19 protein-coding genes, 7 tRNA genes and 1 pseudogene are annotated in these 21,517 nt (G+C 51.9%); 13 read left to right on the forward strand and 14 right to left on the reverse strand.

Going from position 1 to position 21,517, the window contains the following annotated elements; genetic code table 11:
* Positions 1–70: 70 nt before the first annotated feature.
* The 3 genes from INT19_RS18635 (at position 71) to INT19_RS18645 (ending at position 3,923) form a co-directional block, all read left to right on the forward strand.
* Positions 71–826, forward strand: coding sequence for an aspartate/glutamate racemase family protein (locus INT19_RS18635; RefSeq protein ID WP_193061828.1), 756 nt, complete (start codon positions 71–73; stop codon positions 824–826).
* Positions 827–1,018: 192 nt separating this feature from the next.
* Entirely contained in the window at positions 1,019–2,389 is a 1,371-nt protein-coding gene (locus INT19_RS18640) for an NCS1 family transporter (RefSeq protein WP_193061829.1), read from the forward strand.
* Between the two features lie 67 nt (positions 2,390–2,456).
* The gene (locus INT19_RS18645; protein WP_193061830.1) at positions 2,457–3,923 is read left to right on the forward strand and encodes an NCS1 family nucleobase:cation symporter-1; all 1,467 of its coding nucleotides are present in this window, start codon (positions 2,457–2,459) and stop codon (positions 3,921–3,923) included.
* Positions 3,924–4,017: 94 nt separating this feature from the next.
* On the opposite strand, the gene INT19_RS18650 is transcribed toward INT19_RS18645, so the two are convergent.
* The 3 genes from INT19_RS18650 to uraH all read right to left on the reverse strand — a co-directional run bounded on the left by INT19_RS18650 (position 4,018) and on the right by uraH (position 6,394).
* Entirely contained in the window at positions 4,018–4,734 is a 717-nt protein-coding gene (locus INT19_RS18650) for a GntR family transcriptional regulator (protein ID WP_089039719.1), read from the reverse strand.
* Positions 4,735–4,758: 24 nt separating this feature from the next.
* A complete protein-coding gene (locus INT19_RS18655; RefSeq protein WP_193061831.1) occupies positions 4,759–5,958 on the reverse strand; it encodes a urate hydroxylase PuuD in 1,200 nt (399 codons plus the stop codon).
* An 82-nt stretch (positions 5,959–6,040) separates the two neighbouring features.
* Positions 6,041–6,394, reverse strand: coding sequence for a hydroxyisourate hydrolase (gene uraH / locus INT19_RS18660; RefSeq protein ID WP_095604053.1), 354 nt, complete (start codon positions 6,392–6,394; stop codon positions 6,041–6,043).
* A 164-nt stretch (positions 6,395–6,558) separates the two neighbouring features.
* Between uraH and uraD the strand changes: the two genes are divergently transcribed.
* Positions 6,559–7,101, forward strand: coding sequence for a 2-oxo-4-hydroxy-4-carboxy-5-ureidoimidazoline decarboxylase (gene uraD / locus INT19_RS18665; protein ID WP_038477902.1), 543 nt, complete (start codon positions 6,559–6,561; stop codon positions 7,099–7,101).
* A 740-nt stretch (positions 7,102–7,841) separates the two neighbouring features.
* Here the strand turns inward: uraD and INT19_RS18670 are convergent.
* The 3 genes and pseudogenes from INT19_RS18670 to INT19_RS18680 form a co-directional block, all read right to left on the reverse strand.
* The gene (locus tag INT19_RS18670; protein ID WP_038477905.1) at positions 7,842–8,198 is read right to left on the reverse strand and encodes a phasin family protein; all 357 of its coding nucleotides are present in this window, start codon (positions 8,196–8,198) and stop codon (positions 7,842–7,844) included.
* Positions 8,199–8,459: 261 nt separating this feature from the next.
* Positions 8,460–8,538 (reverse strand): annotated as a pseudogene (locus INT19_RS19705) (thiol:disulfide oxidoreductase); the annotation flags it as partial.
* A gap of 93 nt (positions 8,539–8,631) precedes the next feature.
* Positions 8,632–9,324, reverse strand: coding sequence for a glutathione S-transferase family protein (locus tag INT19_RS18680; protein WP_193061832.1), 693 nt, complete (start codon positions 9,322–9,324; stop codon positions 8,632–8,634).
* Positions 9,325–9,777: 453 nt separating this feature from the next.
* On the opposite strand from INT19_RS18680, the gene INT19_RS18685 reads away from it, so the two are divergent.
* From INT19_RS18685 to INT19_RS18705, 5 genes are all read left to right on the forward strand, one after another.
* On the forward strand, positions 9,778–11,469 hold the full coding sequence (locus INT19_RS18685; protein WP_193061833.1) for an L-lactate permease: 1,692 nt from the start codon (positions 9,778–9,780) through the stop codon (positions 11,467–11,469).
* 237 nt (positions 11,470–11,706) lie between these two features.
* Positions 11,707–13,206, forward strand: a complete 1,500-nt coding sequence (gene glcD, locus INT19_RS18690; RefSeq protein WP_193061834.1) for a glycolate oxidase subunit GlcD — start codon at positions 11,707–11,709, stop codon at positions 13,204–13,206.
* Positions 13,207–13,257: 51 nt separating this feature from the next.
* Complete coding sequence (gene glcE / locus INT19_RS18695) at positions 13,258–14,358, forward strand: glycolate oxidase subunit GlcE (RefSeq protein ID WP_193061835.1); 1,101 nt, start codon at positions 13,258–13,260, stop codon at positions 14,356–14,358.
* Positions 14,359–14,372: 14 nt separating this feature from the next.
* Complete coding sequence (gene glcF, locus INT19_RS18700; protein WP_089039728.1) at positions 14,373–15,605, forward strand: glycolate oxidase subunit GlcF; 1,233 nt, start codon at positions 14,373–14,375, stop codon at positions 15,603–15,605.
* A gap of 87 nt (positions 15,606–15,692) precedes the next feature.
* Positions 15,693–16,094, forward strand: coding sequence for a GlcG/HbpS family heme-binding protein (locus INT19_RS18705; protein WP_125751197.1), 402 nt, complete (start codon positions 15,693–15,695; stop codon positions 16,092–16,094).
* Positions 16,095–16,241: 147 nt separating this feature from the next.
* Here INT19_RS18705 and INT19_RS18710 read toward each other — a convergent pair.
* From INT19_RS18710 to INT19_RS18745, 8 genes are all read right to left on the reverse strand, one after another.
* Positions 16,242–16,318, reverse strand: a tRNA-Asp gene (locus tag INT19_RS18710).
* A gap of 78 nt (positions 16,319–16,396) precedes the next feature.
* Positions 16,397–16,472: transfer RNA gene (locus INT19_RS18715), tRNA-Val, on the reverse strand.
* Between the two features lie 51 nt (positions 16,473–16,523).
* Positions 16,524–16,600 (reverse strand) — tRNA-Asp (locus INT19_RS18720).
* Between the two features lie 50 nt (positions 16,601–16,650).
* Positions 16,651–16,726: transfer RNA gene (locus INT19_RS18725), tRNA-Val, on the reverse strand.
* Positions 16,727–16,777: 51 nt separating this feature from the next.
* Positions 16,778–16,854, reverse strand: a tRNA-Asp gene (locus tag INT19_RS18730).
* A gap of 36 nt (positions 16,855–16,890) precedes the next feature.
* Positions 16,891–16,967 (reverse strand) — tRNA-Asp (locus INT19_RS18735).
* A gap of 78 nt (positions 16,968–17,045) precedes the next feature.
* Positions 17,046–17,121: transfer RNA gene (locus INT19_RS18740), tRNA-Val, on the reverse strand.
* A 93-nt stretch (positions 17,122–17,214) separates the two neighbouring features.
* A complete protein-coding gene (locus INT19_RS18745; protein WP_193061836.1) occupies positions 17,215–17,964 on the reverse strand; it encodes an alpha/beta fold hydrolase in 750 nt (249 codons plus the stop codon).
* 177 nt (positions 17,965–18,141) lie between these two features.
* Between INT19_RS18745 and ccoN the strand changes: the two genes are divergently transcribed.
* Genes ccoN through ccoP form a run of 4 tightly spaced genes read left to right on the forward strand, consistent with a single transcriptional unit; the run spans position 18,142 to position 21,345 of the window.
* The gene (ccoN, locus tag INT19_RS18750; RefSeq protein WP_193061837.1) at positions 18,142–19,566 is read left to right on the forward strand and encodes a cytochrome-c oxidase, cbb3-type subunit I; all 1,425 of its coding nucleotides are present in this window, start codon (positions 18,142–18,144) and stop codon (positions 19,564–19,566) included.
* 19 nt (positions 19,567–19,585) lie between these two features.
* On the forward strand, positions 19,586–20,194 hold the full coding sequence (gene ccoO / locus INT19_RS18755; protein ID WP_193061838.1) for a cytochrome-c oxidase, cbb3-type subunit II: 609 nt from the start codon (positions 19,586–19,588) through the stop codon (positions 20,192–20,194).
* 3 nt (positions 20,195–20,197) lie between these two features.
* Complete coding sequence (locus INT19_RS18760) at positions 20,198–20,419, forward strand: cbb3-type cytochrome oxidase subunit 3 (protein ID WP_193061839.1); 222 nt, start codon at positions 20,198–20,200, stop codon at positions 20,417–20,419.
* A complete protein-coding gene (gene ccoP / locus INT19_RS18765) occupies positions 20,416–21,345 on the forward strand; it encodes a cytochrome-c oxidase, cbb3-type subunit III (RefSeq protein WP_193061840.1) in 930 nt (309 codons plus the stop codon). Before INT19_RS18760 ends, ccoP begins: the two co-directional genes overlap by 4 nt.
* Positions 21,346–21,517 lie beyond the last annotated feature (172 nt).

Here is a 21,517-nt window from a genome sequence, read left to right on the forward strand (position 1 = left end):
CGATCCACGCAAAACCGCCCTATTTTCGTATACAATATGCTCAATTTTGTCTACCAGCGAGCGATTCAACATGCATATACGCATTATCAATCCAAACACAACAGCCTCAATGACGGCTGCCATTCATCAAGCCGCCCAGCGGCAGGCAGCGGAATCGACAACGGTTACCGCCACCCAGCCCGATGCGGGGCCGGTGTCCATCGAGAGTCATTTTGACGAGGCCATTAGCGCGGTAGGCGTTGCCGAAGAAGTTCTTAAAGGAGAGCGTGAAGGCGGCATCGATGCTTACGTGGTGGCCTGCTTTGGCGATCCTGGCTTACTCGCAGCCCGAGAGTTAACCCGCGCCCCCGTCATCGGCATTGCGGAAGCCGCCTTTCATTTAGCCACGCTGGTCAGCACCCGCTTCTCGATTGTAACGACGTTAGGACGCACTGGCATTATTGCAGAACACTTGCTGGAGCAGTATGGGTTCCGCCACCACTGCCGCCGCATACGCGCTGCAGAAATTCCGGTTCTCGATCTTGAACATCACCCTGATGCCGCCTTTACCCGCATTGTCGAAGAGTGCTGCCGCGCCCGCGATGAAGACGGCATTGGTGCCATCGTTTTAGGGTGTGGCGGAATGGCGAATTTGACTGAAGAAATCACCCGCGAGGTTGGCTTACCGGTGATAGAGGGCGTTAGCGCCGCATTAAAACTTGCCGAATCGTTGGTTAGCCTAGGTCTCCACACCAGCAAACATGGCGACCTGGACTACCCGCGCCCGAAAGCATTTACCGGCAAGTTCTCTGCACTCTCCGACCTTCACCTCCCCTTACCAAGGTAAATATCACTAAAAAACACGTAGTAGCCATGACTTAAAAGATTGGCCTTAAAAACAGGTCTTAAAAACAGGCCTTAAAAACAATAACTTCAAAAATAACTGTACTCCCGTTAGCACGCCATGCCGCAAGCATCGCTTGGGCGCGTAATGCGCTCAGGCTGCCAATAACACCGATAATCTTGCGAGGACGGAAACATGAGCAACTCCAACCCTGCTCTTACGTCAGAAGAACCATCCGTTGCGAACACCGCAATAGCTGACAAAGCCATCGGCGCAGAAAGCCTAGCACCGCAAAGCACGCGAATCATGGGGCGAACGTCCTACTTTTTAGCCTGGTTTGGTGGATGCGTCTCAATTGGTACCTTTGCCATGGGCTCAAGCGTGGTGGGCACCTTAAACCTACTACAGGCAACACTCGCGATAGCGATTGGCTGCTTTGTGATCGGTATTGCGCTGGCAGTTAATGGCGCAGCTGGCTACAAATATGGCATTCCCTTTATGGTGCAAGCGCGTAGTGCCTTTGGCTTTAGTGGCACCCGCATTCCTGGCTTGGTAAGGGCTGTGCCAGCGGTGGTGTGGTACGGCTTTCAAAGCTGGATTGGCGCAGGCGCGCTAAATATGGTGTCTGCCACATTGTTCGGTTTCGATAATCTGATTTTCTACTTTATTACCTTCCAATTTTTGCAGATTGGTTTGTCAGTGCTGGGCTTTCAGGGGATTAAATGGCTTGAGAATATAGGCAGCGTCTTTATTTTGCTTTCGCTGATGTATATGTTCTACGCCACGGTGCAACGCTACGGCGATGAGCTGTCGGCCAGCATCTTGACCATGGAAGGCTCTTGGGGCTTGCCGTTCTGGAGCGCTACCATGCTGTTTCTGGGCATCTATAGCACCATGATGCTGAATGTTAGCGACTATTCACGAGAGCACAAGAAAGGCACCCGCCAGAGCTTATTAACGACGATCTATGCCATGTCTATTCTGCCCTGTACGCTGTTTATGGGCTTGATTGGCTACATGGTGTCAGAGGCGACAGGCACAGCAGACCCCATTCAGGTATTTGCTAACGCTGTAGACAACACGCCACTGCTAATGACCACGCTGCTATTCATCGCCTTTGCACAGGTAACCACGAACGTACTTAATAATGTGGTGCCCCCCACCTACGTATTAATGGACGTATTCAAACTTAAGTTTCCGGTCGCCACCGTTATTGTAGGCCTACTGGCATTTGCCACTTTCCCATGGAAACTTGTTCAGCCTGAGTCGGCTGCTGGTCTGCAGCTATTCGTACAAACGTACTCAGCGTTTCTTGGGCCTATCTTTGCCATTCTCGTCGTCGATTACTACATCATCCGCCGCCGCACACTGGACATTAGTAAACTATACGACCCTTCTGGCCCCTATCAAGGCGTCAACAAAGCCGCCTTAATTGCCACGGTAGTCGGCATTGTGGCCGCGCTGACATTCTCTTCGATCTCATGGTACTCCAGCCTTATTCCTGCCGGGTTGACCTATTACCTACTGATGAAGCATTGGCCTGCCTGCCAACGTTTTACCCAGTAACCATGATGCGTGTCTGCCTGCTCACGGTGCGTGGCAGGCAATCGTTTCCGACAAGAGAGCGTTAACCATGAATAAGCAGCCGTCCAGCAGTGATCTCGATATAAAGCAAATTGATCCCACTCTTTACAATGAAGACCTTGCGCCCTTAAAGCCCCAAGACCGTAACTGGGGCGCGTTTGAAATCTTCAACGTGTGGTCGAATGATATTCAAAGCCTGTTTGGCTACACCTTAGCGGCATCGCTGTTTCTGTCCTACGGCCTGAATGGCTGGGCAGTGATGGCAGCCATCATTCTTGCCGGTGTCATTGTCATGTTCCTGGTCAACCTAACCGGCAAACCAAGCGTCAAATACGGCATCCCTTTTCCTGTTATGGTTCGCGCCAGCATGGGGGTACGGGGAGCTAACCTGCCAGCGTTGTTACGCGCAATCGTTGGTATTTTTTGGTACGGCGTACAGACTTACTTTGCCTCAACGGCTGTGGCGCTGCTCATCACAGCCCTGTTTGGGGCTGGCAATGGCAGCACTTTTCTGGGCCTTTCAGGGGTCGCTTGGCTGTCTTTCGTGATTGTTTGGTTATTTCAAATCGCCATTTTCTGGCAGGGCATTGAGCGCATCAAACACTTTCTAAACTGGGCTGGGCCGCTGGTTTATGTGGTGATGGTCGTACTGATGATCATTGTATGGTTCCAGGCCGGAAGTGAACTGCTACCCGCAGTGAGCACTATTTTTAGCGGTAGCGGTGAGCAAAGTGGCAGTAGTCTTGGGGCGTTTCTGGCAATTGTTGGCACCATGGTGGCCTACTTTGCAGCGGTAGTGATTAACTTTGGCGATTTCACGCGTTTTGTCAAAACCGAGCGCCAAATGAAACTTGGCAACTTGCTGGGATTGCCATTAAACGTCGCCTTTTTCTCGTTTATTGCGTTAATCATTACGGCTGGCACATTGGTACTGTTTGGCGATGCACTGACCAATCCCGCCGACATTGTTGAGCGTGTTGATTCACTACCATTGACCATTGTGGCTGCCCTCACCTTCTTCGCGGCCACCGTAGGCATCAACTTGGTCGCTAACTTTATTCCACCGGCTTACGACTTGGCCAACCTGTTTCCCAGCAAAATTAGTTTTAAAATGGGTGGCCTGATTACCGCAGTGATTGCGTTCTTTGTCGGTGCGCTATGGATTTCAGTGATCAGCCAAATCGGCGTACCCGGCTTCGTGAACGCCTTAGGTGCCATAGTAGCGCCGTTTTACGGCATCATTGTGGTGGATTACTATCTGATCAAACGCCAACACCTCAATATGCAAGAGCTATTCTCCTCAGCGCCCAGCAGCGCTTACTACTACGTTAATGGCTGGAATAGCCGCGCCTTGATTGCTTTCGGCGGTGCAGCGTTATTCTCGCTCTCTACGGTCATCGTGCCCGCGTTCGAAAGCCTTGGCGGCTATGGTTGGCTGATTGGCGCAGGATTAGGTGGGCTGCTCTATTATGGTTTAATGCGCCAGTTTAAGGCCGTCCCAGCACCTGCGGTGTAAGCACTCACACAGCATTTAACTTCCTACCTTCACAAAAAAGCCCAGGCCTTTAGGCCTGGCTTTTTCACTGCTTATATTTCACTACTTAACCTGCTTAACCACCAAAAATCTGCTGCAGGTCTGGCACATTCTCTTCTTCTTCAACCATCGAAAGTGAGGCTTCAATCGCTTTGAGATGGCGGCTCATAAACGCTTTCGCACGCTCGCCATTGCCCGCTTCCAGATAGCCGATCAAATCATCGTGATCGTGGGATTCGCAGCCTAAGTGACCACGATGACCGTAAACCGCCAGAATCAACGACGAGCGTGAGCACAGACGCTCAACAAACTCCGCAAGCGTTGCGTTACCCGAAAGCTGGGCAAGGCGCACGTGAAAGTCAGCAGACAGGCGGATAGCGATGCTCTGTTGGCCATTGCGCAGCGCTTGACGCTCTTGACGAGCCATTTCCCGTAGTTCAGCGGCTTCTTTCTCTCCAATCCGCTTTGCTACATCAGGCATCAGCCCACACTCAATCATCTGGCGTGCGTCGAACACATCCTTGGCCTCTTCGGCAGTCGGCCGTGTTACGCTGGCTCCCCGCCGTGGCGTGAGCGTCACCAACTGTTCTAATGCTAAGCGCTGCAAGATTTTACGAATACCGGTACGGCTGATACCAAAGACGTCTGACAAGGCGTCTTCGCGCAGCCGAGCACCCGGTTTTAGCCGCTGCTCTACAATGGCGTCGCTAACCGCGCGATAGATTGACTCGTGACGCTCCTCGCCTTCTTTTTCTACGGGTCTTTGCTTTAACGCCGCCTGCGCATCACTCATAGGGTCTCCTGTCTGCGACTTTAATCACTCCTCCCACGCGGCAATAATATCGCGCTCTTCATCACTCATGTTGGTGATGTTGCCAAGTGGCATATATCGACTCGCGACAACTTGCTTAATTTGCGCTTGATGTCCCAGGATTTCATCCCAAGTATCAAACGCGTAGCCTGCAGGCGGTGCTGAAAAACCGGCATGCTCAGGGTTGCGAGCATGGCATTGACTACAATGCTGATCAATTAACCCTGAAATTTGGGCTTGGCTGGGCGCACCAGACGCGCTCGCATTACCAGCACTAGGGCTTGGTGCGGCTACCCAAAACGCTAATAGAATAAGCCCTATCCCTACGGCAGGATAGGCTGGCTGTGTTTTCCCTGCGTGCATTAATACAAAGAATTGCCTAATAAGGGCACCGGCAAAAATAAACAGTACCATGACCACCCAGGAAAGCTCATGGGAGTAGATGAAAGAGTAGTGGTTACTCACCATCAACAGTACTACCGGCAACGTAAAGTAGGTGTTATGTACCGAACGCTGCTTGCCTCGCTTGCCATCCAATGGATTAGGCGCTTCGCCTGCCTTCATGGCTTTCACCATGCGGCGCTGGCCGGGAATAATCCAAAAGAACACGTTAGCTGACATGGCAGTGGCCATCACAGCCCCGGTTAATAGAAAGGCGGCACGCCCTGTGAACATCTGGGTGCTTAAATAGGCGACCACTATCATCATCACCGCAACGGCAATGCTTAGAAGACCGTCGCGGTCCATGTTAGGGCTTATGCGTTTACAGAGCTCGTTATAAACCACCCAACCACCGAGCAAGAAGGCCAGCGCCAGTAGATTGGCCTGCCAGCCTGTCATACTCGCCGCCCACGCCCAGTTGCTGTTGGGGTTAACTAGATAGAAGCCCGGGTTTGCCATATACAGAATAACGAACAAGGCAAAACCCGATAGCCACGTCGTATAGGCTTTCCAGAACGACCAATGAAGATCATTCGGCAGCTTGGCAGGCGCAGTAGCATACTTTTGATTATGGTAGAAACCACCGCCATGCACGGCCCACATCTCTCCAAATACGCCTTTTTCACGATCTTCGGCTGCTTTCGGCGTTCTTAAGCCATTATCCAGCATAACAAAATAGATCGACTCACCGATCCAGGCAATGGCTGCTATGACGTGCAGCCAGCGTAACAATAAGTTAGCAAAATCAATAATATATGCTTGCATAAACAAGTCCTAGCAGGTTTACCTGGTAACTCAGCGAGCGAACGTCAGGCTAGGCAAAAATCGGCGAAAAGATAGCCAAGCTCTAGCTACCGCGGTAGGTAGAGTAACTATAAGGGGATAGCAGTAACGGCACATGGTAGTGCTGGCTGGCATCTGCAACGCCAAAACGTAAAGGAATCACGTCCAAAAAGCGCGGCTCTTGAGAAGCGATGCCTTGGGCGCGCAAGTAGTCACCCGCGTGGAAAACCAGCTCGTACTCGCCTACCGTGAGGGCATCACCCTCTAAGATAGGCGCATCACAACGACCGTCGCTGTTGGTAATCACACTGCCCAAGTGTTCGCGCGTGGTGCCTGCTAGGCGGAACACGTCAATGGTAATCCCCTGGCCAGGCTGTCCTTTAGCGGTATCGAGTACGTGAGTCGTTAACCGTCCCATAGCAACTCCTTAATAATCACAGTTGTTGTTGACTGTTGTTGATAATAGTTGTTGGTAACTGCTGTTGATAGCAGTTGACCGACTTAACCTATCGGTCAAAGAGTACCGTTGATACCATTTATTGTATACAGTATTCCCATGATTAAACATACTGGAGAAATTTAGTGGCTACCTCAACATCACTTACCCTTTCACCCGCTCCTAGCACATGCAGCTTAGAAAGCTTTACCCAACATTACGGCGATGTATATGAGCACTCTCCCTGGGTGGCGGAAGCTGCCTGGAAAGAAGGGTTAAGTAATGCGCATGACGCGCCGGATGCGCTAGCTGACCTGATGGGACTTATGCTGCAGCGGGCCACACCTGAACAGCAAATTGCGGTTATTCAGGCCCACCCTGACTTAGCAGGCAAAGCGGCGATGTCGGGTGAGCTGACCCAAGACTCTACACGCGAGCAAGCAGGCGCTGGGCTAGATCAATGTACGCCTGAAGAGTTTGCCCGCTTCGAACAACTTAACGCCGCTTACAAAGAAAAATTTGGCTTCCCCTTCGTCATTGCGGTGAAGGGGCTTGATCGCCACGCCATTTTGGCGGCGTTTGAAGCACGCTTACACAATGGTTTAGCTGAAGAGCGTGAAACAGCAATTAAGGAGATTATTCGTATCGCCCGCTTCAGGCTGAACGTCCGGGCTGAACAGCCGTTGTAACGGGCAATCACCACGAAAACGCCAGCGCTACAGCCTAATGCCAGTCAGTTAAGGCTGACTGGCTTTTTTCTTTCTGAACGCAAAAAAAACCGCCGATTGGCTTTGTTTAATAAGTGCCTGACGATGACTCCACCCCAGCCCTCCGAGCCGCCCTCGTCATTCCCGCATGCCCTTAGCGGGAATCCATGTTGACCTGGGATTTCGGGCTGCTGCGGGCCAAGGTCAAGGTCAAGGTCAAGGTCAAGGTCAAGGTCAAGGTCAAGGCCAAGATCAAGGTCAAGGTGGATTCCCGATAACCCCACTCGGGAATGACGGTGCGGTGACTCGGGAATGACACTTTCCGTTCTGTCATTCCCGCATGCCCTGCCACTTCGTCATTCCCGCAGGCCCTTAGCGGGAATCCATGTTGACCTGGGATTTCGGGCTGCTGCGGGCCAAGGTCAAGGTGGATTCCCGATAACCCCACTCGGGAATGACGTGCGGTGACTCGGGAATGACGTGCGGTGTACGCCTTGGGAGGTGGCCGCTTTGCTATATGGGGCTAGGGGGCAATACTAGTCAGCCTTAACTGACTAGTATTACAGCGCTACAGCCACTCTTTTTTGCTTGCAGAAATAACGTCTTACAACGCGTTAAATGCATATAGACAAAAAATGCCGCACCTAACGGTGCGGCATTTCATCGATCAATTAACAGTGTCTGATCGTTTACTATCAATCATTTACCTAATGAAAAATAGGTTACTGCTTAGCGGTTTCCACGGCTTTCTTAGTGGTCTCTTCCGCCATTTTCTGGCTCTCTTGCATAAAGTTTTGGCTAATGGAGGTGACTTTTTCAGAGTCTCCTTTCATACGCTCCATTAGGTCAGAGGCTGTTTTTTGCTGGCTTTCCATGGCTTTTTTAAAGCTGTCGGCATCTTTAACGTCTAACCATGTGCGTGCTTGAGCAACCGTCATGTCAGAGTATGCACGTGCTGCATCCATTTGCGCGCTGACGACTTGCTGATAATAATCAAGCGCTGCCAGGGTATAAGAGCGCATTGGCGATACAAAGACAGACTCAAACTGCTGGGTGGATTTCTCTGCGGCCTTGTTCATCACATAATCTCCTTAAGTGAGCTAGCGATTCGACACGCATCGATAAGCGGTCGATGATCAGGCGGTTGCCTTTACTAACAACAAAGCTAGCAGCGCCTTTTGTGCAGCGCAACATTATTTTTTTAATAATATTGCTGCTAGCGATTGAAGGCGGCAACCTCATCAACCAATCAGTGACTACTTAGCGATTGCCAGACAAGTAGTTACGTGCCTGCTCATCTATTTCTCCCCCCGCCTGCAGATTGACGTCTTCGATCAAAGAATAAAAAAGTTTAGCTTCTTCAAGCATGATGGAGATTTTGTGGCCATTGGGAGTTGTCCAGTAATACAGATCAATCATTGCCATCTCCTCTCACACATACGACATAAGTCGTTTGTGTGGCTTTCCTCGTACATACGATGGATACAGGCGGCATTATTGCCGCCTGACACATTATAGATCACGAATAGTAATGGCCTTACCCGCGACCGCTTCGTGCACCTCCAGCATACGCTTAAACCACTCATCAACCGGATCATTAGCGTCAACTAATGGCTCAAGTGACACTGTATATGCCCACATCATGCTGCCAAATAGTAGGTAATCTGCTCCACTGGGTGCTTCGCCATCTAAAAATGGGCTACTCCGAAGCTGATCACGCACAGGAGCCAACAGTTTTTTCAGCTGTGCTCGCCCCTGCTCTGGATTATTGACGTCCTCTAAACGCATACCAAAACGGGCTTCGCGGGTCTCTCTGAAGTAGGCACGGTCGTCAGGATGTATGGCCGCTAATAAATCCAGCGCGACCGTGCGAAAAAGTGCCGGGGTCACGCTACGCTCAATATAGAGCTTAAAAAAGTGGACTCGTTGATAGCTCACCCCCTCTCCCAATACTGGATTGGCAGGGTAGGCCTTATCTAAGTAGCGCATGATCTCGAAGCTATCAGTGACAACCGTGTCACCATCGGTTAACACCGGCACTTTGTCGTAGTCGGCAAAAGCAAGTGCCTCTTTATCAAGAAAACGCCAAGGAACAGTCGTATATTCCAACCCTTTGTGTGCCAGTGCCATACGAACGCGCCAGCAATAGGGAGAAAAGCGTAAGCGCTCATCGCGTCCGCATAAGTCATAAAGAGTTATTGCCACTGTGACGGCCTCCTTGTAATTAGAAACGTGGTTAAAACCAAACACACGCTGACAACAATGGGCTTAAGCCACCAAGGACGCAAGTAACGGGTTTTACTTGCTCTGAACCCACCCCGAAGGTCTTCATATCAGCTAAGTAAGCGAGCGACTTTTGCTCCATTCATTTGCCCTGTACTGCCTTTTCAGATGGAAACTGTACTGTCTATTAGTCTAATGGGTTGCAGGCAGCCCTACTGCATTGTGGAAATTTAAAAGCAAATAAAAACAATTCGTTAAATTTAAAAGAGTGGTTCAACGCCTATACATACAACCACTCTTAATTGGTCTTACCAATTATCCAATATAGCCATTTTTCCTACCTAACCGTATCTTTCGCACTGATCCAACCAGCATTGCCACGACCGCTGGCATCTGCCGAGCACACCAAATCAATAACAAGGGGCCATTCCTAAAATGAATGAAACTACACTTGCACTTCTGGCATTTCTGCCGCTGCTGCTTGCCGGTATTTTGCTCATTGGTTTTAAAATACCCGCAAAAATAGCGATGCCGATTGTTTTCCTGACCGCAGCCGTCATTGGTCTGACCGCTTGGGATATGTCGTTTAGCCGCGTTGCCGCGTCTACCATTCAAGGGCTGATTCAAACAGCAGGCCTTTTATGGATAATTTTTGGCGCCATCTTGCTGCTAAATACGCTTAAGCATTCTGGCGGCATCACTGCGATTCGTAACGGTTTTTCAGGCATTAGCCCTGACCGTCGCGTTCAGGCGCTAATTGTTGCTTGGTTATTCGGCTGCTTCATTGAAGGGGCTTCTGGCTTTGGTACCCCCGCAGCAGTAGCCGCACCGCTCATGGTAGCGCTTGGCTTCCCTGCACTGGCAGCCGTTGTTGTCGGCATGATGATTCAGTCCACTCCGGTCTCTTTTGGCGCCGTCGGCACCCCAGTTGTAGTGGGTGTCGGTAGCGGGCTGGATCGCGCTGGCATCACTGCCCAGTTGGAAGCTAGCGGCTCTACGTGGGACGTTTTTTTCCAGCAAATTACTAGCTCTGTGGCTATTACTCACGGCATCGTAGGCATATTAATGCCTCTGATTTTGGTATTGATCATGGTGCGCTTCTTCGGTGCGAACCGCTCCTGGAAAGAAGGTCTATCCATTGCACCCTTTGCGATCTTTACTGGCATTTCGTTCGTCGTGCCTTACATGCTGGTCGGCGTTCTCTTAGGTCCAGAATTCCCGTCAATGATTGGGGCAATGGTGGGCTTAGCGATTGTAGTACCCGCTGCTCGCAAAGGCTTCTTGCTACCGAAAGACACCTGGGACTTTCCTGAATCAACGTCTTGGCCAGACGAATGGATCGGCAACCTGCAAATCAAGCTAGATGACGTTGCTGGTAAAGCGCCAATGTCGACCTTCAAGGGCTGGATTCCTTACGTCCTACTCGCGGTATTCTTGGTTGCTTCACGCATCGTTGAACCGCTGAAAGCTGCGCTGACCTCCGTTAACCTAAGCTGGAGCAACATTTTAGGCGAAGCCGGTATCAGTGGCGGCGTACAGCCGCTGTATTTGCCAGGCGGCATCATTATCGCGGTGGTTATTGTCACCTACTTCTTGCACCGCATGAACCCGCAGAAAATCAGCGCTGCCGTGTCTGAATCTACTAAAACCATCTTCGGTGCTGGCTTTGTCTTGATCTTCACCGTTCCCATGGTGCGCATCCTGATTAACTCTGGCGTGAATGGTGCTGATCTTGTGTCAATGCCCGTCATGATGGCCCAGGCGGTAGCTAACAGCGTGGGGGGTATCTATCCCTTCTTTGCACCTGCGGTTGGGGCTATGGGTGCCTTTATTGCCGGTTCAAATACCGTTTCTAATCTGATGCTAGCGGAATTCCAATTTAGCGTTGCCGAAACACTTGGGCTGTCCACCGCGATGATGGTCGCGCTACAAGCCGTTGGTGCCGCAGCGGGTAACATGATTGCGATTCACAATGTTGTCGCCGCATCAGCGACGGTGGGCCTACTGGGTCGCGAAGGTACAACGATTCGTAAAACAATTATTCCCACGATCTACTATCTGATCTTTACTGGGATCATTGCCCTTATTGCCTTTTATGTGATTGGCATTACCGACCCACTGATGTAACGGGAAAACGTTAATCAAAAGTGAGTCACCCCTGCTGGGTAGCCTAAGGGCAACCCAGCAGGCCGCTTCACAAGGAATTGCTGCCCGACAGCCTCAGCAGAACCAGTAAATCACCAACGCGTTATTAGCATTTTCACTGTATGCAAAAGTTTTCCAGCACTGAACTGGTTATTTATGGAAAGATTTTTCATAAAGTGATTAGATAATTTTCTGCTCTCCTCACCCACAGGAGCTAACATGAACTTTCTTTTCGATGAACGCCTCGATGGCGAATTCATTCACCGCGATAAAGCAGATGTTTTAGATGATCTGCAAAACGCAGTGCCGTCTTTAACGCTGCTGCACCGTGAAGAGGACTTGCATCCCTTTGAGTGCGACGGCCTTGCCGCTTATCGCATCCTGCCGATGCTGATTGCATTACCCGAGACGCTGGAACAGGTAGAAGGCCTTTTAAAACGCTGCCACGCCTTGGGTGTTCCGGTGGTTACTCGCGGCGCAGGCACGGGGCTTTCAGGCGGTGCTTTACCGCTTGAACGAGGCGTTTTGCTAGTGATGTCGCGCTTCAACACGATTATCAATGTTGACCCGGATGCTCGTCTTGCACGTGTACAGCCAGGCGTGCGCAACTTAGCTATTTCTGAAGCCGCGGCCCCTTACGGGCTTTATTATGCACCCGATCCATCGTCACAGATCGCTTGCTCCATTGGTGGCAACGTGGCGGAAAATGCGGGTGGCGTGCACTGCCTCAAGTATGGTCTCACCGTTCATAACGTGATGCGTGTTGATGTCATGACGATTGAAGGCGAGCGTATGACGCTGGGATCCGAAGCGCTGGATGCACCAGGCTTTGACCTCCTCGCGTTGATGAATGGCTCTGAAGGCATGTTGGGTGTGGTCACTGAAATCACCGTAAAGCTGCTGCCCAAACCTGAAACCGCCAAGGTACTCATGGCCAGCTTTGACGACGTAGAAAAAGCGGGCCGTGCTGTTGGTGACATTATTGCTGCGGGGATCATTCCTGGCGGATTAGAAATGATGGATAAGCTGGCCATCAAGGCTGCTGAAGATTTCATCAAGGCAGGTTACCCCGTTGAAGCAGAAGCCATTCTTCTGTGTGAGCTAGATGGCGTTGAAGCCGATGTGGACGACGATTGCCAAACCGTTCGCCGCGTCTTAGAAAAAGCGGGGGCGACCGACATTCAACAGGCTCGCGATGAGGCTGAGCGGGCCAAATTCTGGGCAGGGCGAAAAAATGCTTTCCCCGCGGTGGGGCGCATGTCGCCTGACTACTACTGCATGGATGGCACCATCCCTCGCCGCGAACTCCCTCGCGTTCTCAAAGGTATTGCCGCCCTGTCGGAAGAGAGTGGCTTGGCGATTGCCAACGTCTTCCATGCCGGTGACGGCAATATGCACCCGCTGATTCTATTTGATGCCAATAAAGAGGGAGAGCTGGCTCTTGCAGAGGACGTCGGCGGAAAAATTCTCGAGCTATGCGTCGCGGCGGGCGGCTCCATCACTGGCGAACATGGTGTCGGCCGCGAAAAAATTAATCAGATGTGCAGTCAGTTTCAAGCCGATGAGCTAACGGTATTCCATGCCTTGAAAGCCGCTTTTGACCCACAGCGCTTACTCAACCCAGGAAAAAATATTCCTACCCTGGCGCGCTGTGCTGAGTTTGGCGCGATGCATGTGCACAACAACGAACTACCGCATCCGGAACTACCACGCTTCTGATGCGACTCCTAGTCGACTAACCACTAGGAAGCATAATGATTAGGAATCACCATGACTGAACTAGCGATACATGCTGCCGATCAAGATATCGCTGACGACCTGTGCGAACAGGTGCGCAGCGCCTATGCCAACCGCACGCCACTGCGCATAGTTGGTGGCGATACCCGCGCTTTTTACGGCCGAGCGGTAGAAGGCAACGCCTTAAACATGTCGCCCCATAGCGGCATTATCTCTTATGACCCGGTAGAGCTTGTAATTACTGTTCGTGCCGGTACGCGGTTAAGCGCACTCAACGCAGCTCTAGCCGAAGAAAATCAAATGCTGGCCTTTGAACCACCCGCATTCAGCGATGCCAGCACCATTGGCGGTGCTGTTGCCACCGGCATGTCCGGCCCACGCCGCCCATGGGCTGGCGCAGCAAGAGACTTTGTCTTGGGCACACGCGTGATCACCCAAGAAGGCAAGTTGTTGCGTTTTGGCGGTGAAGTCATGAAAAACGTCGCCGGATACGACCTCTCACGCTTAATGGCAGGTGCTCAGGGGACGCTAGGCGTGCTAGCGGATATCTCGTTTAAAGTCCTGCCTATTCCTACTGCCACTCACAGCCTACGCCTAAGCATGAGTCTTGAAGATGCCTTGGCTAAGCTCGCCGAACTAGGGCGACAGCCGCTGCCCATTACCGCAGCCGGATGGCACGCAGGCGAGCTATTTATTCGTTTAGAAGGCGGCGCAAGTTCCGTTAATGCGACCAAGGAACGCCTGGGTGGTGAATCACTTTCCAGCGATTTCTGGCAGCAACTGCGCGACCATCAGCATCCTTTTTTCAGTCTGAATGAAGGGCAAGCACTGTGGCGCTTATCATTACCCCCCAATACGCCGCCGCTAGCCTTGGATATCCCCCAAAGCGATATCTTCTATGACTGGGGTGGCAGCCAGCGGTGGATAAAAACCAGCGCGGCAGCTGATACGTTGCGCACGGCTTGCCAGCAGGCAGGTGGTCATGCCACTTGCTTTACCCCCTACGCCCAAGGTGGAGCAGAGTCACCCTTCACTCCGCTCAACCCCGTGGTCGAAAAGTATCATCGCAACCTGAAGGCCGAGTTGGATGCCTACGGCATTTTCAACCCAGGCCGTCTTTATGCGGCGTTTTAATCAGGAGAGTAGACATGCAGACGCACTTTACCGATGCTGATCGCCAAAAACCGCATATTCAGGAGGCCGAGCGCATTCTGCGCACCTGCGTACACTGCGGCTTTTGTAATGCCACCTGCCCCACCTATCAACTGCTAGGCGACGAGCGGGACGGACCACGCGGGCGCATCTATTTAATGAAAGAGCTGCTGGAAAGCCGCGATGATAATGATCAGGTCACCGAAGAGACACGCCTGCATTTAGACCGCTGCTTGACCTGTCGCAATTGTGAGACCACCTGCCCTTCAGGTGTGGAATATCACAAACTTTTGGATATCGGTCGTGCAGAAATTGACCGCAGGGTTCCTCGTTCCATGGCCGAACGCGCCCAACGCTATGCGCTGCGTAAGATGCTGGTAGATCCTAAGCGCTTCAAAGCACTTCTGTCCTTAGGGCAAACCTTCAAACCCCTGGTGCCTGGCAAGCTACGCAGTAAGATGCCACCGGCACCAGTCGACGCAGGCCAACGCCCGGATAGCCAACGTCATTCTCGCAAGGTGCTAATATTAGAAGGATGCGTTCAACCAGGTCTATCGCCGAACACCAATGCAGCGACTGCTCGACTGCTCGACCGGCTTGGGATTAGCGTGACACCCATCAGCGAAGCAGGTTGTTGTGGGGCCATTGATTTTCACCTGAATGCCCAGGACGATGGTCGCGCTCGTATGCGTGCCAATATCGATGCTTGGTGGCCACAGATCGAACAAGGGGCTGAAGCCATTGTTCAAACGGCCAGCGGCTGCGGCGCTTTTGTCAAAGAGTATGGCGACATGCTCAAAGATGACCCAGCCTATGCCCAGAAAGCGCAAAAAGTCAGCGCACTGGCGAAAGATATTGTCGAAATACTGCGCGAAGAGCCCGTAGAGAAACTCGAGCTGAAAGAGCACCAACGTCTGGCGTTTCACTGCCCTTGCACACTGCAGCACGCCCAGAAGCTCAATGGTGCGGTTGAAGGCGTGCTCAGCAAGCTGGGGTTTTCGCTAACGCCGGTACAAGATGCGCATCTATGCTGTGGCTCAGCTGGCACCTACTCGGTTACCCAGCCAGCGCTTGCCACACAGCTGCGCGACAATAAACTCAATGCGCTGGAAGCTAGCAACCCAGAGGTTATCGTCACTGCCAATATTGGCTGCCAAACCCACCTTGCTAGTGCCAATCGCACCCCGGTACGCCACTGGGTGGAAGTGGTGGATGCTGCCCTGGTATAAACACTAATTCACTTTGCCGCGCTAACAAGCTTTGACAAGCAATCCATAGCGCGGCACTTTACTCCCCTTGATCAAAAGGAAAGTTTGATGCAAAGCAAAGCTGTTCTCGGCCAAGCCGATGTCATTCAGGTACTAGATGCTGCTCAAAAAGAAGCCGATAACAACGGCTGGCCAGTCACCATTGCCGTAACGGATGATGGCGGGCATCTACTCGCTCTGCGCCGCTTAGACGGTGCTGCGCCCTTCAGTGCCGATGTGGCAACACATAAAGCGCGCAGTGCAGCACTAGGCCGTAAAGAGACCCAAGTGTTTGAAGAGATGATTAACGGTGGGCGCACGGCATTTGTTTCTGCGCCGCTGCAAGGCCTGCTGTCAGGTGGTGTTCCTATCATCGTCGATGGCAACGTCGTGGGTGCTGTCGGCATCTCAGGCGTAAAGCCTGACCAGGACGTACAGATCGCCAAAGCGGGGGTAAGCGCTATCGCCTAATATTATCGTGCAGCTTTATGGCTGCACGTTATGGCGCTAGAGAATGAGTCTAGAGAGATAAATTATACGCAACAAAAAGCCCAGATCATTGATCTGGGCTTTTTTAGAATTCGTTCGACTAAAGCTTTTAGTCGATGAGTGCTTAAATGGCGGACCGGACGAGACTCGAACTCGCGACCTCCGGCGTGACAGGCCGGCATTCTAACCGACTGAACTACCGGTCCACTTTAAGGCACTTATTTCTAACCATAAAACCAGCTATTTAAAAGCGGTTCAGGGGCGCTTAAAAACATTCAGTTAAATGGTGGGTGGTACTGGGTTCGAACCAGTGACCCCCAGCTTGTAAGGCTGGTGCTCTCCCAACTGAGCTAACCACCCAGGGCATTTAAAGCAATGGTGCTTTAAATGGTACAACTTGATAAGTTATCGTGGCGGACCGGACGAGACTCGAACTCGCGACCTCCGGCGTGACAGGCCGGCATTCTAACCAACTGAACTACCGGTCCACTTAATGCATCAATTGCTACTGCTTCACGTTTCCAAACGACCAAATAAATGGTGGGTGGTACTGGGTTCGAACCAGTGACCCCCAGCTTGTAAGGCTGGTGCTCTCCCAACTGAGCTAACCACCCAGGGCATTTAAAGCAATGGTGCTTTAAATGGTACAACTTGATAAGTTATCGTGGCGGACCGGACGAGACTCGAACTCGCGACCTCCGGCGTGACAGGCCGGCATTCTAACCAACTGAACTACCGGTCCGAATAGCGATAACTTTTATGCGGTAATAACTGATGATGGCGGACCGGACGAGACTCGAACTCGCGACCTCCGGCGTGACAGGCCGGCATTCTAACCGACTGAACTACCGGTCCACTTTAAGGCACTTATTTCTAACCATAAAACCAGCTATTTAAAAGCGGTTCAGGGGCGCTTAAAAACATTCAGTTAAATGGTGGGTGGTACTGGGTTCGAACCAGTGACCCCCAGCTTGTAAGGCTGGTGCTCTCCCAACTGAGCTAACCACCCGCTGGTCACGTGGCGCTGCATTCTACAGGAACTTAGTGAGATGTCAACACGGCGCGTTCAAATTTTCGATTCAAACCAGCGTATTGCCACTCCTCACACATACCGTGCTTGGTGAGCGCGGACGAAGGATGCCGCAAGTATGGCCGCTTCGTCAATCAAAACTTGCTGATTTAATCCAGAAACACGTCTAGGTTTAAAATCATGATCGCCATCAGCAAGCCAAGCAACGTTAATATTATTAGGCAGGTTATAGCCTGAAACCTCATCTACATTGCCAAAGGGATCTCGTTCCCCCTGGAGAATCTGCACGGGGCAACGAATAGCGGGAAAATGTTCCAAACGGGTTTTGTCTGGTTTTCTGGGTGGATGAAATGGATAGCCTGCGACAATAACGCCAGGGCCATGCACGTCATTGGCGAGCATTTCACTGGCAAATAAAGTGGCAACACGCCCACCCATCGATTTACCGCCCACCCACAAGGGCTGATCGCTCAAAGGCGTCAGTAGCGCGTACCATGAGGCAAAGCTAGCCACCGTTTGCTTGATGGGGGGTGGCGGACGGCGCTTCCCCTGCTCGTTAATCTGCTGCATGTAGGGAAAATCAATTGCCAACACCTGCATGCCTTGCGCCGCTAACGTCGCGGCAAATTGCCGCATAAATACAGAGCAATGACCCGCCCCAGCGCCATGAGCAAGTAGTATTCGGCCCACCTTAGGCGATCCTAAAACCGAAAGCGGGCCGTGCCCAGTCACTATAAACCGCTGTACGCTGGGGTTAGCTAACGCATCGTTTAAAGCTGCTGGGTGTATATCGACGAACCCAGAACCCGCGTAGTAAGACAAGATTAACTCCTAATAATTCAGTGTTACTTCTATTGGCGTGTTCAGCTTAGGGCGCGGCTGCGATAGAATCTCTCTCGGATCTTGACCTGCATCATCAAGCGGGTGGCCGCACCCGGGCAAAATGCTAATGCAAAATGCTGCGGGTTACCCCCTAACCGCGTTCGATGGGAACATGAAATGAACACAGCACTGGAACACCCGACCTACAACTACAAGGTAGTTCGGCAGTTCGCGATCATGACCGTTGTGTGGGGCATTGTAGGTATGACGCTTGGCGTTATCCTTGCCTCCCAGCTAGTTTGGCCGCAACTGAACCTTGGCTTACCTTGGACTAGCTTTGGACGCCTGCGTCCTCTTCATACCAATGCCGTTATCTTCGCCTTTGGCGGTTCGGCGCTCATTGCCACGTCGTACTACGTTGTTCAGCGCACCTGCCAGACACGGCTTTTCTCTGACAAGTTGGCGGCTTTTACGTTCTGGGGCTGGCAAGCAGTCATTATCTCAGCAGTCGTGACGCTACCTCTGGGTCACACCACGACCAAAGAGTACGCTGAGCTGGAGTGGCCGATTAATATTTTGCTCGCGGTCGTATGGATCAGCTATGCCGTCGTCTTCCTAATGACGATTAAAAAGCGCACCACGTCTCATATTTATGTGGCGAACTGGTTCTACGCCGCGTTTATTTTGACCATTGCGGTGCTGCACATCGTTAATAACGCGGCGATCCCCGTTACCCCGATGTACTCTATCTCAGTTTACGCCGGAGCAGTGGATGCGATGGTGCAGTGGTGGTACGGCCACAATGCGGTCGGCTTCTTCCTTACGGCAGGCTTCCTGGGCATGATGTACTACTTCGTGCCGAAACAGGCTGAACGCCCGATCTATTCCTACCGTCTCTCCATCGTCCACTTCTGGGCGTTAATCATGATCTACATGTGGGTCGGCCCGCACCACCTGCACTACACAGCGCTGCCCGACTGGGTACAGTCGCTGGGTATGATTATGTCTATCATTCTGCTTGCACCTTCCTGGGGCGGTATGATCAACGGCATGATGACCCTGTCTGGCGCTTGGCATAAACTGCGCACCGATCCAACACTTCGCTTCCTGGTGGTGGCGCTGTCGTTCTACGGCATGTCGACGTTTGAAGGGCCAATGATGGCCATTAAGACCGTCAACGCGCTGTCACATTACACCGACTGGACCATTGGTCACGTGCACGCTGGTGCACTAGGTTGGGTAGCGATGATTACCATTGGCTCAATGTACCATATGATCCCGCGGGTCTTTGGGCGTACCGAGATGTACTCCGTCAATCTAATTGCGGTGCATTTCTGGTTAGCCACCATTGGTACTGTGTTGTATATCGCCGCCATGTGGGTCAACGGTATTATGCAAGGCTTGATGTGGCGGGCGATTAATGCTGATGGCACCTTGATGTACACCTTTATTGAAGCCGTTGAAGCTAGCGCACCAGGCTACTTTGTACGCTTGATCGGCGGCCTTTTCTGGGTTACGGGTATGTTAATTATGGCGCTCAACGTTTACTTGACCGTCAAGCGTCGTGAGACCCTTAGCCAGCCAACGCCGCAAGCCGCTTAACACGGGGAAGTTGAGACCAATGAAACACGAGATTATCGAAAAGAACGTTGGCCTACTTGCCATATTGATCCTTGTCGTGATCAGTTTCGCCGGCTTGGCTCAGATCGTTCCACTTTTCTTCCAAAAGAAGATCACCGAGCCGGTTGATGGCTTAGAGCCGCTCTCTGCACTGGAGCTGGAAGGTCGCGGTATCTATCGCCGTGAAGGCTGCGTGGGCTGCCACTCCCAGATGGTTCGCCCCTTCAGGGCAGAAACCGAACGCTATGGCCACTATAACGTGGCTGGGGAGCTGGTCTATGAGCACAACTTCCTGTGGGGGTCCAAGCGCACTGGGCCGGACCTTGCCCGCGTCGGTGGCCGTTATAGCGACGACTGGCATCGTGCTCACCTCTACAACCCCCGCGATGTAGTGCCCGAATCAATTATGCCAGCCTACCCCTGGCTATTTGAAAACACCCTCGATGGTGACGCCACTCCTGACAAGATGCGCACGTTGCGTCAATTAGGTGTGCCGTATACCGACGAAGATATCGCCACTGCGACAGAAGACGTTCGCGGCACCCAGGAAATTACCGCACTGGTGGCCTACTTGCAGCAGTTAGGCACCGTGCTTGAGGGCACTCGTTAAGCTATGGACATGGGAACATTTAGCGGCCTTATCACGCTGATACTGATTTTCGTTTTTATTGGCATTGGCCTGTGGGCATACTCCAAGCGACGCAGACCAGACTTCGACGAAGCTGCTAACCTGCCTTTCGCCGATGACGATGATAAGCAACCAACCCGTGACAAGCATGCTTCGTCTGAGCACGAAGTGGATTCCCGCCACGACAGGGGAGATAAAAATACATGAATAATTTATGGGGTGACTCCCTATCCAGCTTCTGGAGCGCCTGGATTATTGTCATCACGTTGGGCACCATCGCGCTAACCGTTTGGATATTATTTGCCAACCGCCGTACCGATAAAACGCCCGACGCTGATGGCAATGTAGAAACCACTGGCCACGCGGCCGACGGAATTGAAGAGTACGACAACGCACTACCCCAGTGGTGGTTCAAGCTGTTTATCCTCACCGTTATTTTTGCCTTGGGCTACTTAGTACTTTACCCAGGCCTAGGTAACTATGCAGGCATTTTGGGCTGGTCCCAAGAAGGCCAGTGGGAAGAAGAAGTTGCGAGTGCTGAAGAGCGCTTCACACCGATTTTTGCTCAGTATCAGGAAATACCTATTCCTGAACTGGCAAAAGACGCTGAAGCAATGCGGGTAGCAGAGCGTGTTTTCCTGAACAACTGTGCGGTATGTCACGGCTCTAACGCCCAAGGTGGTTACGGCTTCCCGAACCTCACCGATGACGACTGGCTGTATGGCGGTGAGCCGGAAAACATCATGACGACGTTGAATAATGGTCGTAATGGATTAATGCCTGCCTGGCAGCAGCTTGGCGAGAACAACATTGAGAACCTCACTCAGTACGTTCTCTCAATGTCTGGCGAAGAGCATGATGCAGACCGTGCAGCCAGTGGCGAAAGCACTTTCCTAGCAGCGTGCGCGGCATGTCATACACCCAGTGGAACGGGAAATACCGCGCTTGGCGCACCTAACCTTACTGATGATGTATGGCTCTATTTGGCACCGGGACAAAGCGTTGCCGATTCTGTCCGCCAAACACTGCGCAATGGTCGTAACGGCCACATGCCAGCACAAGCGGCTTATATCGGTGAAGAGCGTGTTCATCTAGTAGCCGCTTATGTCTACAGCCTACGCTTCAACGACTAATCGCTTAGTTAGTCGCAACCGCTTGTAGGTAGTATCACGAGGGTGCGGTTTCATACCGCACCCTTTCTTCATCCACCGTCCGTCCAGATACCCTTTCTATCCGTTACACTATTATTTAGCGACACGGCATACAGTTGTGTTATCTAGCGTCGCAGGTTTAACGCCACGATAT

Source organism: Halomonas sp. 3A7M, from assembly GCF_014897875.1.
Taxonomy (GTDB): Bacteria; Pseudomonadota; Gammaproteobacteria; order Pseudomonadales; family Halomonadaceae; genus Vreelandella.